The following is a 17,113-nucleotide window of genomic DNA, read 5'->3' on the forward strand; positions in this document are numbered from 1 at the left end:
GGCCTTAACCTAAATCATATCTATAGGGTCTACATCTAAACTCCAGCGAACTTTTTGTGCAAGTTTGCTCGTGCTTAAATAATCAACCATTTGCGCAAGATACTGATGTAATATGCGGCGATCTTGCGCTTGAATGTGCAATTGAAACCGATACATACCCGCTATTCTCTCTAAAGGGGCAGGGATCGGACCGAGCAATTGTATACCAGATACACCGTTAACTGGAACCAAATCTGTCAAAAAGTCGACGACTAGTTTAATACTAAGCCCTTGTGCACGGACTATGGCCATATGAGTAATAGGCGGTAAGTCAGCGTCATCACGCTCGCTTAACGCAAAGCGTGCAAAATCTTGGTAACCATTATTGACTAAATCTTGTAATAGTGGATGTTCAGGGAAATGTGTTTGCAATAACACTTGGCCTGGCTCTCCCGAGCGGCCAGCTCGCCCTGCCACTTGAGTTACCAACTGCGCCAAATGTTCAGTTGCTCTGAAGTCGCAGGAGTAGAGGCCGCTATCGACATCTAAAATAATCACTAAGCTTACATCGGCGAAGTGATGACCTTTAGCAAGCATTTGCGTGCCCACTAATATGCGCGCACCGCCTAAGTTAATTTCGTCGAGGGCTTTTTCTAAACTACCTTTACGGCGGGTGGAATCTCGATCAATACGGGTTACAGGCGTCTCAGGAAACTCGTTTGTTAAAAACTCTTCTATTTGTTCGGTACCTTTCCCATTAGGGAATATTTGTGTACTACCACAATCAGGGCATTGATGAGGTACCTGATGTTGGTCACCACAATGGTGGCAAATCATTTGACCAATCGCCTTGTGGAACGTGGCACTGGTACTGCAACGGTTACATTCACTCAACCAACCACATTCATGGCAAATAAGCGTAGGCGAAAAGCCGCGACGATTTAAAAACACCATAACCTGTTTGCCACGATTTAAGTGTTGGCGCATGGTAGCAAGGCTTGCGTGAGCTATACCGGCCTGATCGGGCTGGCCTTTCATGTCGAGTAATTTAAACTGGTTATCGGTTGAAGTTTGAGCGCGCTCTGTCAGGCTTAAAAGTTGGTACTTATTATTAATGGCTTTATGCAAGGTTTCGAGCGCAGGAGTTGCACTGCCCAGTATAAGTGGAATTTTATGCTGGAATGCACGATAAGCTGCTAAATCTCGTGCATGGTAACGAAGGGTGTCTTGTTGTTTAAATGATGAGTCGTGTTCTTCGTCAACGACAATCATACCGAGCTTTAAAAAAGGTAAGAAAATACTTGAGCGCGTACCTATTACAATCGCGCAACTCCCTTTTTCGCAAAAGCGCCAGGTTTGTAGGCGTTCGTTATCGGTAAGTGCAGAATGCCATAACATGATGGGAGTATCTGGAAAGCGCCGACGAAAACGGTTTACCGTTTGAGGGGTAAGGCCTATTTCGGGTACGAGTACTAAGGCTTGCTCACCTCGCTTTAACACTTCTTCAAGGCATTGAAGATAGACTTCGGTTTTACCACTACCGGTAACCCCTTCTAATAAAAATGTGTTAAAGCCATTACTTTGATTAATTGCAGTGCAAGCTACGGCTTGCTCTTTATTTAATGTAGGCTTGCTACCCACTGTTGGGGCTGTACTTTGCCACTGATTATCATGTTCTATGGTTTGTGTAATCAATGCTTTTGCAATAAGGCTATCGATAGTTTTTTTACTAAAGCCTAATGCTTTAAGCTCGGTTAATGATGATTTACCAGACTGCGCAAGTTGCTTTAATAAGTTAAGTTGAGTTTTTGCTTTGAGTGACGGAAGTTTTGCCCCTTTTTCTGTCAGCATAACCATGTTGATACTGGTTTTATCCGGTGATTCACCTTGGCGTAGCGCACTAGGTAGCGCTATATGAATTGTTTCGCCAAGTGGGTAACAGTAATAGCGGGATGTAAAACTCAAAAGCGCAATGTGCTCAGATGATAAAATAGGCGCATCATCGATGACTTCAATGATAGGTTTTACTTTGTTTTCGGGCACATCGGTCTTGCTTTTAATAGCTAAAATAACGGCTACTTTTTGTTGGTTACCAAAAGGCACCAACACACGCATTCCTGGTTCTAGTGGTGATGTCATACCATCAAGTTGCTTATCTACTTTGTAATCAAAGGTGCGCGGTAAGGGAACTTTTATAGCGACTTCAACAAAATGCATAGCAACTCAACTCATAAAATTAATGATGTAATGTACTAAAAATAACGTTAAAAACCTACTAGCAAATGTTGCTTGCTTGAGTGCCTGGCTACTTTTTTAGCAAAACAGTTAATAATAGCTTGTGTGTTTGATGGTAGTTGGATAAAATCCGCGACCAACAAATTTGTTTTAACGACGTATGGTGCCAGACTTCGGGTTTGGAGAGCGATGCGGCCTTAACTAGAGGTTTCTATGAAAGAAGGTATTCACCCTAAGTACGAAGTAATTTCTGCAACTTGTTCATGCGGCAATAAATTCGAAACAAGCTCTACTTTATGTAAAGACATTCACCTTGACGTATGTTCAGCGTGTCACCCTTTTTACACTGGTAAGCAAAAAGTTTTAGACACTGGCGGACGTGTTGATCGTTTCAACAAGCGTTTCGGTGCACTTGGTAGCAAGAAGTAATTTTTGCTGTCTCGTTAAATTAAGCACCTTAGGGTGCTTTTTTTATGCTTTTAATTTAGTTGTGGCAATTTGCGAGCGATACCGTCTCAATTTGAATAATTAAATTTTACGCGAGCTGCGTTAAAATTTTTTAATGTAGAACAACTAAGTAACAAATTTTTAGCTTATCACTCGATTTTCTTATTTCTCTGCAATGCATAACTATTTCCTGTTCTTATTCTGAATATGCATAAACCCTTACAGACAAATCGCAAATTATTCTCTATATTTTTAATTAGTTCATTTTTTAACTAAGTGGTTAAATGCAGCTAACGTGAAGTTATATGTTTTTAAAGTATTTGAATAAGTCTATTTTTGCTTATTTTAATAAGACTTTATTAAGATGTTTTATAAAAAATAATGAAAGAATAAATGTGCCTTTAAACCCCGTTATTGGATGAATTTTTATTTATAAAGTGTCGATATAATTTACTAAAGTTATTGAAAAACCTCTTAAAATTAATCGAACTAGCATATAACAGGATAGACCTGATATTGCTTGGAATTTAAAAATAATAAGGGTATCGTAGCCTAAACTTCACCTCTCACTTTTACTTTAATTGCAGGATACAATCGCGTTATGTCAGACTTTCGTGAACAAGCACTACACTATCATTCGCACCCCGTTCCAGGAAAAATTAGCATTGAGCTAACCAAGCCTGCTGAAACGGTTAAAGATCTCGCATTAGCATATAGCCCAGGAGTTGCAGAACCAGTACGCGAAATAGCTGCTGACCCTGCAAACGCTTATAAATACACCGGCAAAGGGAATATGGTTGCGGTTATCACTAATGGTACTGCAATTTTAGGCCTGGGCAATTTAGGCCCACTTGCTTCAAAACCTGTAATGGAAGGTAAGGCGTTACTGTTTAAGCGATTTGCTGGCCTTGATTCTATTGATATTGAAGTTAAACATCGCACCACGGAAGATTTTATTAATACAGTGGCTAATATTGCCGACACATTTGGCGGTATTAACCTCGAAGATATAAAGGCGCCAGAGTGCTTTGAAATAGAAAAAGCGTTGATTGAACGCTGCAGTATTCCTATATTTCATGATGATCAGCACGGTACAGCTATTGTAACCGCTGCGGGTATGTTGAACGCGCTTGAGGTGCAGGGCAAGTCTATCGAAAATGCCACTATTGTGTGTTTGGGGGCGGGTGCTGCTGCGGTTGCTTGTATGGAGCTTTTAATTAAGTGTGGCGCTTTGCGTGAGCACATATACATGCTTGACCGTAAAGGTGTTATTCATACTCGTCGTGATGACTTAAATGAATACAAAAAACTTTTTGCAAACAATACAGACAAGCGCACGTTGCAAGATGTGATTGAAGACGCAGATGTATTTGTTGGTGTATCGGGTCCTAATCTATTAGCCGCCGACGATTTAAAGTTAATGGCAGAAAAGCCAGTTGTGTTTGCCTGTTCTAACCCCGATCCTGAAATTGATCCTGCATTGGCCCACTCTGCTCGAAACGATCTAATTATGGCAACGGGTCGTTCAGATTACCCTAACCAAGTTAATAATGTACTGTGTTTTCCGTTTATATTCCGCGGTGCTCTTGATGTACGCGCCAGTGCAATTAATGATGAAATGAAAATAGCTGCCGTAGAAGCAATTAGAAGTATTGCTAAAGAGCCTGTACCTGCTGAAGTACTGACGGCTGCGGGTGTTGATAAGCTGGAGTTTGGTGATAAGTATATTATTCCAAAACCAATGGATCCTCGTTTACTACCACGCATTGCAAAAGCGGTTGCAATGGCTGCGGTAGAGTCAGGTGTTGCACAAATTGATTTACCTGAAAATTACATGGAATAAGTGTTAGGTTGTAATTTTAGACACAAAAAAACCTCAATTAATTGAGGTTTTTTTGTGTCTAAAATTACGTTTAGTCTTCGTTTAACACAGGCACTTCTAGCCCCATTTCTTGCATTATTTTTTTCACTTCTTCAGGGACTTTTTCGGCGTTATCCTTACGTAAGTCGTCATCGTTAGGCAAAGGTTGGCCGGTAAATGCATGTAAAAACGCTTCACAAAGTAGTTCACTGTTTGTTGCATGACGTAGGTTATTAATTTGACGACGCGTGCGCTCGTCCGTTAATACCTTTAATACATTTAGTGGGATCGAAACGGTAATTTTTTTTACTTGTTCTGATTTTTTCCCGTGTTCTGCGTATGGGTGAATATACTCACCATTCCATTTAGCCATAAGATGTATCGTCGCCTCAGATTAATAATTGCTCACATGCGCTACAATGCATATGAATATGCGTGAAATTCTATCGATTTAAAAAAGATAGTCAAATACTAGTTATTTAGCCATCTAGAGCTTTAAATGTTTTGACATCTTTAATGAGATAAATTACTCTTTTAGACGTCTAAACATCCAAATTGAGCAGGTGACGAATATGAGCGAAAAAAATAAAGCAACCATTGCAGTGAGAAGTGGTGTTGAAGCCGACAAACATCATGGCGCAGTTGTCGCACCTATTTATTTATCGACAACTTATTCGTTTGCCGACTTTGATACAAAACGCCAATATGATTACGGACGAAGTGGTAACCCTAATCGTGATATTTTAGCTGAAACGTTAGCCGAACTAGAGGGCGGAGCAAGGGGCATTATTACTGCTACGGGCATGTCTGCCGTTCATTTGGCTACGCAAATTTTGAATCATGATGATACGTTGGTGATCCCTCATGATTGTTACGGCGGCAGCTATCGTTTATTTACTTCACTGCAAAAGCGCGGTTTGCTTAAGCTGGAAGTCTTAGATTTAACTCAAGCACAAAGCTTGGACAAAATTTTAGCAATTAAACCTAAGCTAATTTGGATAGAAACACCCAGTAACCCATTACTACGCTTAACTGATATTAAAGCAATAACCGATATTGCTAAGCAGTGCGGTGCTTTAGTTGCTGCTGATAACACATTTTTATCACCGGCATTACAAAACCCCATTAAATTTGGTGTTGATATAGTGGTGCACTCGACCACCAAATACATCAACGGCCATTCAGATGTAGTAGGCGGTGCGGTGATTGCAGCTTCACAAGCGCTGGGCGATGAATTGGCATGGTGGGCAAATAATATAGGTATTACAGGTGCGCCATTTGATAGTTATTTAACATTGCGTGGCTTGCGAACACTCAATGTGCGTTTAAAGCAGCATCAAGAAAACGCATTATCGATTGCTAAATATTTAGATGAGTCTGAATTTGTTCGTCAAGTGTATTACCCAGGCCTTGAATCGCACCCACAGCATGAATTAGCTAAAGCTCAGCAACTGGGCTTTGGTGGCATGGTGAGTTTTGATATTAAAGGCGACATAAACGATGCTGCGGCGTTTTTAACAAGCTTACGTGATTTCAGCTTGGCAGAGTCTTTGGGCGGAGTTGAGAGCTTAATATGCCATCCTGCAACGATGACACACGCTGGAATGGAACCTAAAGCACGGCTTGAAGCAGGGGTTGGCGACACGCTTATTCGAGTTTCAGTCGGTATAGAAGATATAAACGACTTATTAGCTGATTTAGAGCGCGTGTTTCAGCTTGTAAAGCCTGGGCAAAATAAAAACATTGGCCGTGTTGGTAAAGGGGCTGGCTCGCCTGAAGGCAATGTGAAATTAAGTGCAGCCCGTCCAGCGCTTTGGTAAGTAATACCAATCCGCAATAATACCTAATCAATTTGAGGGATTAACCGGCGCTAACTTCGTTAAAAATTTTTCATATAGAACAAATAAATAACGAAATTTTTGCCTTGTTATCGACACGGTTTTCTTATCCTCAAAATAGACAATCTAATTAAGCGAATTGGTATAAATATGGTCAATTGTGTACATAAATTTGGTGGTTCAAGTTTAAGCTCTAGTGAGCGCTATCAAAGCGTAGCTAAAATAATTATTGGCCACTCACAACCGGGTGACTGTGTTGTGGTATCTGCTGCCGGTAAAACCACGGATACCCTTGTGTCGTTGTGGCAAAGTTATCAGCAGCAAGACACACAAGCTGTCGCTGATATTTTACTGCAGTTAAATAACCATCAAAGCGATTTAATTGAGCAATTATTACAAGCTGATTTAAAGCGCAGCGCACTTAAAACATTACTCGAAGAGCTAAATATAATTGCAAGCTTAGCGCAAAGTGAGCAACTCAAAGAAGCGCAGTTACTTGCTCATGGTGAGGTATGGTCTGCGCGATTATTAGCTGCATATTTACAACAGTTAAACGTACATGCCTGCGCACACGATGCTCGCCTACTTTTTACCTTAAATGATGGCGAATTACGCCATGCTCAAAATAAGCTGCAATGTAACAGTGTTATTGATGCCAATAAAGTGAATATAGTAACCGGGTTTATAGCGGCAAATACATTTGGCGATACCGTAACGCTTGGGCGTAATGGTAGCGATTACAGCGCAACACTACTTGCCAGCTATTGTGATGCTAAGCAAGTATGTATTTGGACTGACACGCAAGGTGTATTTAGTACCGATCCGCGTAAAGTAAAAAAGGCAATTAAGTACGCTAAAGTGTGCCGCACTCAGGCCAATTTACTAGCGCGATTAGGTAACCCCGTTCTGCATGCTAAAACGTTATCGCCTTTAAAAAATACCAATATAAAGCTAGCTGTACGCAGTAGTTTTGATGTTCAAGCAAGTCCAACTCATATTGTTAAAGAAGGTCTAGCTAAGAAAAAGCGTTTTATTACGACGCTACAAAGTGTTGATTTATTAACAGTAGAAGGCTTGAGTGAAGGTGAGGTTGCAAATGTTAGCCAGCTTATTCAGCATAGTCTTCATCACTTTAACCATAATGGCGAAGTGTATTTAGTCGTACCGGCTGCACAAACATACCAAGTTATTAATTACTTTGCTGGTAGAGCTAATATTAGTGAGTCGAATTTAAACGGCTGTGCAGTTGTTGCCCCAGAGCAAGACATCAGCACACTTAAACTGCAAGCTTTAGAAGTATTAGCTGAGCAAACTATAAAACCGCGTTTTGTGCATCAAGATAATGGTTATGTTTTATTACTAACTGATCAATTTATTGATAGCGATGTGCAAAGCACATTGCACGATAAGCTAGTCAACAAAGGTCAAGAAATTGCGATTATAGTTGCAGGGTTAGGTAATGTAGGTGAAGTGTTTATACACCAACTGGCGGATCAATTTGAGCGCCTAAGCGGTGACTTTAGTATTAAATTAGTTGCTTTGGTTCGCTCTCAAGAGATGCTGTTTAATCCAAGTGGAGTTAACCCTCAAACATGGCAAAAACAATGGCAGCTTGAGGCCAAAAAATACCAAAGTAGTGATTTATTAAATTCAATTAACGAGCTTGATTACGAGCATAAAGTAGTCATTGATATTACTGCTAGTGAGCAATTTAGCCAGCTTTATGCTGACTTTGTGCAAAGCGATTGCCATTTAATTAGTGCAAATAAATATGCCGGCACAGCGCCTACACATTGGTATCAAACACTTAGGCATAATTTGGCAGAGCGCAACTTACATTGGCGTTATAACACAAGTGTAGGAGCAGGCTTACCTATAAACTTTGCTTTAGCTGATTTACAAAATAGTGGCGATAAAATCACGCGAATAGAAGGTGTGTTTTCTGGCACGCTATCGTGGTTATGCAGTAAATATGATGGCAGTGTTGCGTTTTCAGAGTTGGTGCTTGAAGCGCAAAAAATGGGTTTTACAGAGCCAGATCCACGTGAAGACTTATCTGGGCGTGATATGCAGCGTAAGCTACTTATTTTAGCCCGAGAGCTAGGTGTAGAGCTTGAGCTTGGCGATATAAGTCTCTCGGCACTTATGCCAGTTGAACTTGCTCGGGGTAGCTGGGACGATTTTATAGATAAAAAAACGAAGCTTGATACGTTTATTGAAGAACACGCTGCAGCAGCGCAAGCTAAAAATGCAGTGCTTAGATACACAGGGTTGTTAGAAATTGCATGCGATAAAGTCGTTGCAAAAGTAGGCATTGCATACGTGCCAAACGGTGATGCGCTAGCAAACTTAACACCTGGCGATAATATTTTTGTGATAAACAGTAAATGGTACAGCGACAATGCATTAGTTATTCAAGGCCCAGGGGCGGGTAGTGAGGTAACTGCGGCGGGTGTTCATTCAGATTTATATTGGCTTGTGCAAAACTTGAAATAAGCTTGTATATTGATATAAAAACGGCGGCTTAAATTAAGCCGCCGTTTTTTGTTTATAAATGCTTTAAAATAGCTCTTCTTCTGTTTTTGTATCTTCTTCAAATATATCGTTAGGCTGAGATAGCACATATTTAGTAGGTGCGGTTCCTTTGTCAAAATACTCAAAGCGACTGGTGTAATCGTTTTTGTGACTCAATAAACCGGTTTCTAAATCAATCCTAATAGACACTAAGCCTTCAGGCGGCTCGATGGGGGCCTCAGGTTTACCTTCAAGCGCGACTTTCATAAACTCAACCCAAGCAGGTTGTGCTGTTTTAGCGCCAGATTCAGCCCCTGATATTTGACTGCTATCAAGGTTGTTATTGTAAGAAGTCCGGCCCAATGGGTTGCCTGGGTTATCAAACCCAACCCAAACTGAAGTCATCACATTTCGGTTAAAGCCACTAAACCATGTATCTACAGAATCATTAGTTGTACCTGTTTTTCCTGATAGATCACGACGGCCTAATGCTTGAGCGCGCCAACCTGTTCCTGACCAACCCGTTTTACGTGACCAGTTACCACCACCCCAAACAGCGCTATGCATTGCTTGAGCTATTAAAAATGCATTTTGTTTGGATATGACCTGTGGCGCACATTTTATCTCTGGCATGTCAGAGTTTTGTGACTGAAATAATTCGGAGTTTATTACTGGCGTTAGCGATTCCGCAGAGTTGTCTTCACATACTTTTGTCGGGTTAGCTTTAAATAAGCTATTGCCAAACGCGTCTTGAATTTCAGCGATAAAGTACGGCTCAATTAAATGCCCGCCATTGGCAAATGCGCTCATACCACGCGCAAGTTCAATAGGGGTAATTGAAGCACTACCCAGTGCCAATGATTCACTACGGTTTATGTCTGAATTTTTAAAGCCAAATTTTAATAAGTGATCTGCTGTTCGTTGTAAACCAACACCTCTGAGCAAACGAACTGAAATTACGTTTTTAGATTGCGCTAATGCGCGGCGAATTCTGATCGGGCCATTGTAAACAGCCGGACTATTTTTAGGCCGCCATGCTACACCTTGGCTTTTATCCCACTGATTAATTGGCGCATCATTTAAAATAGAGGCGAGCGTATAGCCGTTTTCAAGCGCGGCAGAATAAATAAACGGCTTTATGTTTGATCCCACTTGGCGTTTTGCTTGAATAGCTCGGTTGTATTGGCTTTGCTCAAAGCTATAGCCACCAACAATGGCTTTTATACGGCCATCTTGCGGGTCAAGTGAAACAATCGCACTTGAAGCTTCAGGTAGTTGGCTTAGTTCATACTCGTTTTTGCTGTTTTTACGCACCCAAATTTGCATTCCTGGGGTTAATATTTCAGTAGCGGTTGTTGGAGCAAAGCCTTGTCGGTAACGCGTTATGTATTTACGTGCCCATTTTAAATTGTCCCACGATAGGGTTATTTGCTCTGCATTTTTAAGCATTACCGTGGCATTGAGTTCATCCACATTTAAAACAGCCGCCGCTTTTAATGTACCTATTTCTTTAGCTTCATTAAGTTTGGTCAGTATTTTTTCTTCGCTAAGAGCTGGTTGCTGCTCAGGGTCCCATAAAATAGCGTTGGGTCCTCTAAAACCATGACGCATATCGTAGTCATGAAGATTATTAACTAACGCGGTTTGCGCCGCTTTTTGTACTTTAGACTCAACAGAGGTGAATATTTTAAAGCCTGAGTTGTATGCTTTGTCTATTCCGTAGCGTGCAACCATTTCTGCACGCACCATCTCAGAAATATACGGCGCGTATAAATCTATTTCGGCGCCATGAAAATACGCAGTAATAGGTTGGCTTGTTGCATCATCATATACTTCTTGAGTTATGTAGTTTTCAGTTAATAGGCGACCCAGTACAACATTACGGCGTGCTTTTGCACGGGTGGGGTTACGAATAGGGTTTAACGCAGAAGGAGCTTTAGGCAAGCCTGCAATCATCGCCATTTGAGCAAGCGTTAAGTCTTTTAACTCTTTTCCGTAATAAACTTGAGCTGCAGCCCCAATACCAAAGGCACGGTTACCTAGCTCTATTTTATTGAGATAAAGTTCTAATATTTCGTCTTTGGTAAGAACATTTTCAATATGCAGTGCAATGAATATCTCTTTTATTTTACGAATATACGCTTTTTCTCGGGTTAAGAAAAAATTACGCGCAAGCTGCATAGTAATGGTACTTGCCCCTTGCTTTTTTTCGCCGGTAGAAATAAGCACAATTGCAGAGCGAACTATACCAATAGGGTCTATACCTATATGATCATAAAAGCGATTATCTTCAGTTGCTAAAAATGCATCAATGAGTGGTTGTGGGATTTCGTTAATAGTAACCGGAATACGACGTTTTTCACCAAATTGATTGATTAAGAGGCCATCTTTGGTGAATACTTGCATAGGAGTTTGTAATTGCACGTCTTTTAAAACTTGCACACTGGGGATATCAGGTTTAACGTAGTAATAAAGACTGACCAAAGTTATCAGACCGATTAACGTACAAATGATAAAAAATTGTAAAGTTCGTTTTAATAAAATCACTTATATTTCCCTAAATGGACTCCCAATTGCGAGTTTGGACTGATAGTATATATTGATTAAAAAATGAATAATATTTTTTCAGAAAAAAATTATAACTTGTTTATTATTAAAACAAAGGCCAAGTTGCAAACATGCTAAGTCAACTATTTCAAAAGCCGTCACCGATGATGGTAGGAATTGATATCGGATCGCACTCGATTAAAGCGGTGCTTCTGAGAGAAATTGAAACTGGATTTCGATTAGAAGCGCTAGCAATTGAGCCAATGCCTAAAGGCGCTATGAGTGAACGAACGATTCAAGATATTGAAGCGATTGGTAATGTAATAACAAAATTAAAAAGAAAATTACCAAAATCACTTAAAAATGCAGCTGTGGCCGTCTCGGGGCAAACGGTTATAACTAAAGTGATTTTTATGGACGTGTCGTTAAGCGATGCAGAGCTTGAGTCTCAAATTGAAATTGAGGCCGACAGTTTAATACCTTACCCACTTGACGAAGTGAGCCTAGACTTCGAAAAGCTTTCAACCAATGAAGCTGATCCGAGCAAAATGAACGTGTTACTTTCTGCTGCGCGAACTGAAAGTGTAGAAGCGCGTGTTGGCGCACTAGAAGATGCAAACCTAGATACCAAAATTGTAGACGTAGAAAGTTATGCACTTAGTCGTGCTATGGATGTTTATTACCAACAGCTGCCAAGTGATGCCTTCAACAAATGTGTGGCGGTAGTTGATATAGGGGCTGTATTAATGCTTGTGAGTGTTGTGCAAGCCGGTGAAACTATTTATACCCGTGACCAGGTTTTCGGTGGCGATCAATATACAAACAGTATTGTTAACTACTACAACAAAGGGTTTGATGAGGCTGAAATAGGTAAAACATCTGGCGACTTACCTCCTAATTATACTTTTGAGGTGTTGGCGCCGTTTCAAACAGCGTTATTACAGCAAGTACGTAGAGCGGTACAAATGTTCTTAACCACCAGTGGTAAAGAGCAAATCGATTACATTGTACTGACAGGCGGCACATCTATGATCAAAGGAATAGATCGCTTGTTAATAGAGGAACTAGGTATCCATAGTGTTGTTGCAGAGCCTTTTGCAAATATGGAAATTTCGCCCAAAGTAGATCGTAATGTAATGCAACGCCATAGAACACAATTTGCGATTGCGACAGGCTTGGCATTAAGGAGTTTTTCATCATGCCACATATAAATCTACTGCCTTGGCGAGAGCGACAACGCGAAGAGTCTAAAAAGAAATTTGTAACCATATTGGTTGGAATTGTGCTGGCGTGTTTTTTAAGTATGTACTTGTTAAGTATGTTTTATGGCGCCTTAAAAGATGGGCAAAACCTAAAAAACAATTATTTAAGTTCAGAAATCAGTATGCTTGATCGAAAGATAAGTGATATCAGAGAGCTAGACAAACGAAAAGAAAACCTACAGCAACGTATGCGACTAATTGAAGAGCTGCAAAGTAGTCGTAACCTTGGCACGCAAATTATGGATGAAGTAACAAAAATAGTGCCTCAAGGTATTTATTTAACAAAGCTTGAGCGCAGAGGTAGCCAAATTTATGTGCTTGGGCGCAGTGAATCAAATAACCGTTTATCCACTATGATACGTCAAGTACAAGGTTCTTATTTATTAGAGCGCTTAACAATGCAAGATATTGTTGCAGGCGATCAGTCTTCGCGTTTACTCAGTGACTTTAGTATGGAGTTTTACGTAAAACCATTTGATGAGATTGGTGAGGTGCGTGATGAACCTTGATTTTAAAGCGCTTGGCGAAATAGATTGGAATGAAATTGAATTAGATAACATTGGTGATTGGCCTGCGGCTGTAAAAGTGATTTGTTGTGCATTTGTGGCTGGCCTTATTTTGTTTTTTAGTTATAGCTTATTGGTTTCTGACGAAATTGACAGTTACCACAATGCAGTTTCCAAAGAGGTTGATTTAAGAAGTACATACCGAACAAAGTATGCAGTGGCAAGTAAGTTGGATATTTATCGTCAGCAAATGATAGAAATGGAAGATAAGTTTTCTCAATTACTTAAACGTCTACCTACTTCAAATGAAATTCCGGGCTTACTTGATGATTTATCGTATGTTGGCACAACAAGTGGGCTCACCTTTTTAAAAATTGGCTGGTTACCTGAGGTTCAAAAAGAATTTTATACCGAACTGCCCATTAAAATCGAAGTCGTAGGCACGTATCACGAATTTGGTGAATTTGTTGGAAAAGTGGCTCAGTTGCCACGAATAGTTAGTTTACATGACTTTTCTATTACGTCTTCTGGTGAAAAACAGCTAACATTTAGTGTTGTAGCAAAAACTTACCGCTATGAAGAAGGAGCTAAAAAATGAGGCTCCTTCATTTAATCCCGGTTTTGGCTGTTGTTGCGTTAGTAGGTTGTAATGATGATACATCGGAACAAAAAGAGTTTATTGATCAGGTAAAAGCAAGCACTACGCCTAAAGTTGAGTCAATTCCTGAACTTACTCAATTTGAAATTTTTGAATATAGTGCAGGTGATTTGCGAAGCCCATTTGTGGCACCCCAACCTGAAATAATTCAGAACAAATTGACACAAATAAAAAACTGTTTACACCCAGATCCAGACAGACGCCGTGAGCCACTAGAAAAATACCCGTTAGATAATCTAGCAATGAAAGGTACAATTGGCTCAAGTGGTCAAGTTTGGGCACTTATAACCGCGGCAGATGAAACGTTACACCGTGTAACGATTGGTAATTATTTGGGTAGTTACGATGGCAAGGTAAAAGCTGTGAGTAATGATTTCATAGAGTTAGTTGAGTTAATCCCTGATGGGTCTGGTTGTTGGAAAGAGCGCCTGACTAAACTGGAAATGTTAGAGGCGGCAACTGATGGCGCAAATTAATAATAAAAAAGGTAAAAATAACATGCATAAGGATGTTCTTTGGTTTAATCGCATTGCGAAAAGTTTACTTGCAACAGCCGCTTTGGTTTGTGCTAGTAATGCTTTGGCAGGACCATTGCTTTACGATGTACGTTATAATCCATTACTTAAAGGTGAAACCGAACTACAGCTTGTTTTCGACGAAGAGATAACGCTAGAGCCGCAAATTCAAGTGTTTAACAGCCCAGCGCGTATTGAAATGTTTTTTGACACCGCAGAGTTAGAATTAGGGTTAAATGACGTTGAAGTTAATCAAGCAGGTATTAGTAGCGTCACTAATGTTTTATCTGAGCAAGGTTTAAAGGTAACGGTTAACCTAGACAGATTAAAAATGTATGAAACAGAAGTTAACAATAACCTAGTTTCAATACGTGTATCAGATAATCCATTAACCGGTTCAGTGACCGAAGATGAAGCTTTACTAACAGGTGATGTGAGTGGAAACTACATCAACCGAATTCAGTCGATTGATTTTAGACGTGGTGAAAAAGGTGAGGCGAAGGTGCTTGTATTTTTACAAGATACTCAAGCTGCAATAGAAGTGCATGAAAGTGGCGGCAAAATTTACGCAGATTTTCACCATACTGACATTCTTGACGATTTACTCTATGAGTTAGATGTTTTAGATTTTGGTACCATTGTTAGTACCATCGAAACATTCAAAGAAGAAGGGCGTAGCCGCGTTGTTATTGAACCAAATGCCGAATTTACGTTCACGTATCAGCAAATAGACAATATTCTTACTCTTACGGTTGAAAAAGATGAGACTCAAAATGCCTATTTAGATGGTGGTAAAGAGTATCAAGGTCGACCAATGACCTTAAACTTTCAAGATATTTCGGTCCGTGCCGCATTACAAATTATCGCAGGTTATAACGACTTTAACTTAGTAACGAGTGACTCTGTTACGGGAAATATTACGCTGCGTCTAGACGGTGTGCCTTGGGATCAGGCTCTTGATGTAGTATTACGCATCAAAGGGTTGGACAAGCGTATGGATGGCTCTATATTGATGGTAGCGCCAGCTGAAGAACTTGCCGCCCGTGAAGCTAAAGATTTAAAAGCAAAGCAACAAGTTGAAGATTTAGAGCCGCTTTACAGCGAATATATGCGTTTAAATTATGCCAAAGCTGAAGACTTTGCTGATTTATTAAAAACTGATATTAATAGCATCATTACTCCACGCGGAAGCGTGTCGGTTGATCAGCGTACTAATACGCTACTCGTTAAAGATACTGTTAAAAGTATAGAAAATATTAGACGCATGATTGAAACCTTAGACATACCGGTTCAACAGGTTGTCATTGAATCTCGTATGGTAACAGTGCGTGATAATGTAACTGAGGACCTGGGCGTGCGTTGGGGTTTTAGCGATCAGCAAGGTAGTGATGGCATATCAGGTTCTTTGGAAGGCGCTGAAACAATTTCAAACGGGGTAATACCTGACTTAACAGACAGATTAAACGTAAACCTACCTATTACAAACCCAGCGGCAAGTATTGGCCTGCACATAGCAAAGCTCGCCAACGGTACATTAATCGATTTAGAGTTAAGTGCACTTGAAGAAGAAAATAAGGGTGAGATTATTGCAAGCCCGCGTATTATTGCTGCTAACCAGCAAAAGGCGCGTATTGAGCAAGGTACTGAAATACCTTATACAGAATCAGCTTCTAGCGGTGCAACAACGGTTAGCTTTAAAAAAGCAGTACTGAGTCTAGAGGTTACGCCGCATATAACGCCTGATAACAAAGTAATATTAGACTTAATTATCACGCAAGATACACGCGGTGATACTGTACAAACGGGCACTGGTGAGGCTGTATCAATTGATACGCAAGAAATTCAAACACAAGTGCTAGTAGAAAATGGGCAAACTATTGTACTCGGTGGTATTTTCCAACAACAAATAATCAACACCACAAATAAAGTGCCGGTATTAGGTGATATTCCTTATGTTGGTAGGTTATTTAAAAGCACTAGTGAATTTAATGAAAAGCGCGAACTGCTTATATTTGTGACACCGAAAATACAAATAGATTAAAATAAGGTACTTTTTTGTTAATTGACGGGTGATTATTTAGTTTAATTGCTCGTTATGTGGCTTTTTATTCTAATTGACTTGAAATACCCCTGCAATTACTGAGATAATCCCCTCCTTAATTTTGGGGCCAGGTCGTTAGGCGGGGTTTTATTTCAAATTTTAGAGTTCGTTTGTACTAAAAGATATGGCTGAGAAACGTAATATATTTCTAATTGGCCCCATGGGGGCTGGAAAAAGCACAATTGGTCGTCACATTGCCGATCAGTTACACCTTGAATTTGTTGATTCTGATCAAGAAATCGAACGCCGCACGGGTGCAGATATTGCCTGGGTATTCGATCTTGAAGGTGAAGAAGGCTTTAGACTTCGTGAAGAATCTGTTATTGGCGACTTAACTGAAATGCAAGGTATTGTACTTGCTACAGGTGGTGGTTCAGTAATGAGTAAAGAAGTTCGAAACAAGCTTTCGGCTCGTGGTATCGTTGTATACCTAGAGACACCTATTGAAAAGCAAGTTGCACGCACACAACGCGACAAGCGTCGCCCGTTACTGCAAACCGAAGAAGCACCTCGTGATGTACTAGAGCGCTTAGCAGAAGAACGCGAACCGTTATATAAAGAAGTGGCTGATTTTGTTGTACGCACTGATGAGCAAAGCGCTAAAGTTGTTGCAAATCAAATCATTGAGAAACTAGATTTTTAAAACCAAT

The 17,113-nt window shown here is 40.2% G+C and carries 13 protein-coding genes; 10 read left to right on the forward strand and 3 right to left on the reverse strand.

The window, feature by feature from the left end:
- Window positions 1-9 precede the first annotated feature (9 nt).
- Window positions 10-2,196: a primosomal protein N' gene (gene priA / locus KZZ04_RS11830; RefSeq protein ID WP_058403858.1), complete on the reverse strand. Its 2,187-nt coding sequence runs from the start codon at window positions 2,194-2,196 to the stop codon at window positions 10-12.
- Between the two features lie 231 nt (window positions 2,197-2,427).
- On the opposite strand from priA, the gene rpmE reads away from it, so the two are divergent.
- Complete coding sequence (gene rpmE / locus KZZ04_RS11835) at window positions 2,428-2,643, forward strand: 50S ribosomal protein L31 (RefSeq protein ID WP_006793092.1); 216 nt, start codon at window positions 2,428-2,430, stop codon at window positions 2,641-2,643.
- Window positions 2,644-3,262: 619 nt separating this feature from the next.
- Window positions 3,263-4,504: a malic enzyme-like NAD(P)-binding protein gene (locus KZZ04_RS11840; RefSeq protein WP_058403857.1), complete on the forward strand. Its 1,242-nt coding sequence runs from the start codon at window positions 3,263-3,265 to the stop codon at window positions 4,502-4,504.
- Window positions 4,505-4,574: 70 nt separating this feature from the next.
- Here KZZ04_RS11840 and metJ read toward each other — a convergent pair whose 3' ends face one another.
- Window positions 4,575-4,895 carry a met regulon transcriptional regulator MetJ gene (gene metJ / locus KZZ04_RS11845; protein WP_006793094.1) on the reverse strand — a complete coding sequence of 107 codons (321 nt, stop codon included), beginning with the start codon at window positions 4,893-4,895 and terminating at the stop codon, window positions 4,575-4,577.
- Between the two features lie 199 nt (window positions 4,896-5,094).
- On the opposite strand from metJ, the gene metB reads away from it, so the two are divergent.
- Both metB and metL read left to right on the forward strand, forming a co-directional pair.
- Window positions 5,095-6,342: a cystathionine gamma-synthase gene (gene metB / locus KZZ04_RS11850; RefSeq protein WP_058403856.1), complete on the forward strand. Its 1,248-nt coding sequence runs from the start codon at window positions 5,095-5,097 to the stop codon at window positions 6,340-6,342.
- A gap of 168 nt (window positions 6,343-6,510) precedes the next feature.
- A complete protein-coding gene (gene metL, locus KZZ04_RS11855; protein ID WP_058403855.1) occupies window positions 6,511-8,856 on the forward strand; it encodes a bifunctional aspartate kinase/homoserine dehydrogenase II in 2,346 nt (781 codons plus the stop codon).
- Window positions 8,857-8,919: 63 nt separating this feature from the next.
- On the opposite strand, the gene KZZ04_RS11860 is transcribed toward metL, so the two are convergent.
- On the reverse strand, window positions 8,920-11,421 hold the full coding sequence (locus KZZ04_RS11860) for a penicillin-binding protein 1A (RefSeq protein ID WP_058550587.1): 2,502 nt from the start codon (window positions 11,419-11,421) through the stop codon (window positions 8,920-8,922).
- Window positions 11,422-11,552: 131 nt separating this feature from the next.
- Between KZZ04_RS11860 and KZZ04_RS11865 the strand changes: the two genes are divergently transcribed.
- The 6 genes from KZZ04_RS11865 (at window position 11,553) to aroK (ending at window position 17,106) form a co-directional block, all read left to right on the forward strand.
- Complete coding sequence (locus KZZ04_RS11865) at window positions 11,553-12,632, forward strand: pilus assembly protein PilM (RefSeq protein ID WP_058403854.1); 1,080 nt, start codon at window positions 11,553-11,555, stop codon at window positions 12,630-12,632.
- Window positions 12,620-13,192 carry a PilN domain-containing protein gene (locus KZZ04_RS11870; RefSeq protein ID WP_058403853.1) on the forward strand — a complete coding sequence of 191 codons (573 nt, stop codon included), beginning with the start codon at window positions 12,620-12,622 and terminating at the stop codon, window positions 13,190-13,192. The genes KZZ04_RS11865 and KZZ04_RS11870 overlap by 13 nt, the downstream gene beginning before the upstream one ends.
- Window positions 13,182-13,787: a type 4a pilus biogenesis protein PilO gene (locus KZZ04_RS11875; protein ID WP_058403852.1), complete on the forward strand. Its 606-nt coding sequence runs from the start codon at window positions 13,182-13,184 to the stop codon at window positions 13,785-13,787. The genes KZZ04_RS11870 and KZZ04_RS11875 overlap by 11 nt, the downstream gene beginning before the upstream one ends.
- Entirely contained in the window at window positions 13,784-14,323 is a 540-nt protein-coding gene (locus tag KZZ04_RS11880; RefSeq protein WP_058403851.1) for a pilus assembly protein PilP, read from the forward strand. The genes KZZ04_RS11875 and KZZ04_RS11880 overlap by 4 nt, the downstream gene beginning before the upstream one ends.
- Window positions 14,310-16,403 (forward strand): type IV pilus secretin PilQ, encoded by a 2,094-nt coding sequence (locus tag KZZ04_RS11885; RefSeq protein ID WP_058403850.1) that lies wholly within the window; start codon window positions 14,310-14,312, stop codon window positions 16,401-16,403. The genes KZZ04_RS11880 and KZZ04_RS11885 overlap by 14 nt, the downstream gene beginning before the upstream one ends.
- Before the next feature lie 184 nt (window positions 16,404-16,587).
- Window positions 16,588-17,106: a shikimate kinase AroK gene (aroK, locus tag KZZ04_RS11890; protein WP_006793103.1), complete on the forward strand. Its 519-nt coding sequence runs from the start codon at window positions 16,588-16,590 to the stop codon at window positions 17,104-17,106.
- Window positions 17,107-17,113 lie beyond the last annotated feature (7 nt).

This window comes from Pseudoalteromonas sp. CR1 (genome assembly GCF_019392235.1).
Classification (GTDB): Bacteria; Pseudomonadota; Gammaproteobacteria; order Enterobacterales; family Alteromonadaceae; genus Pseudoalteromonas.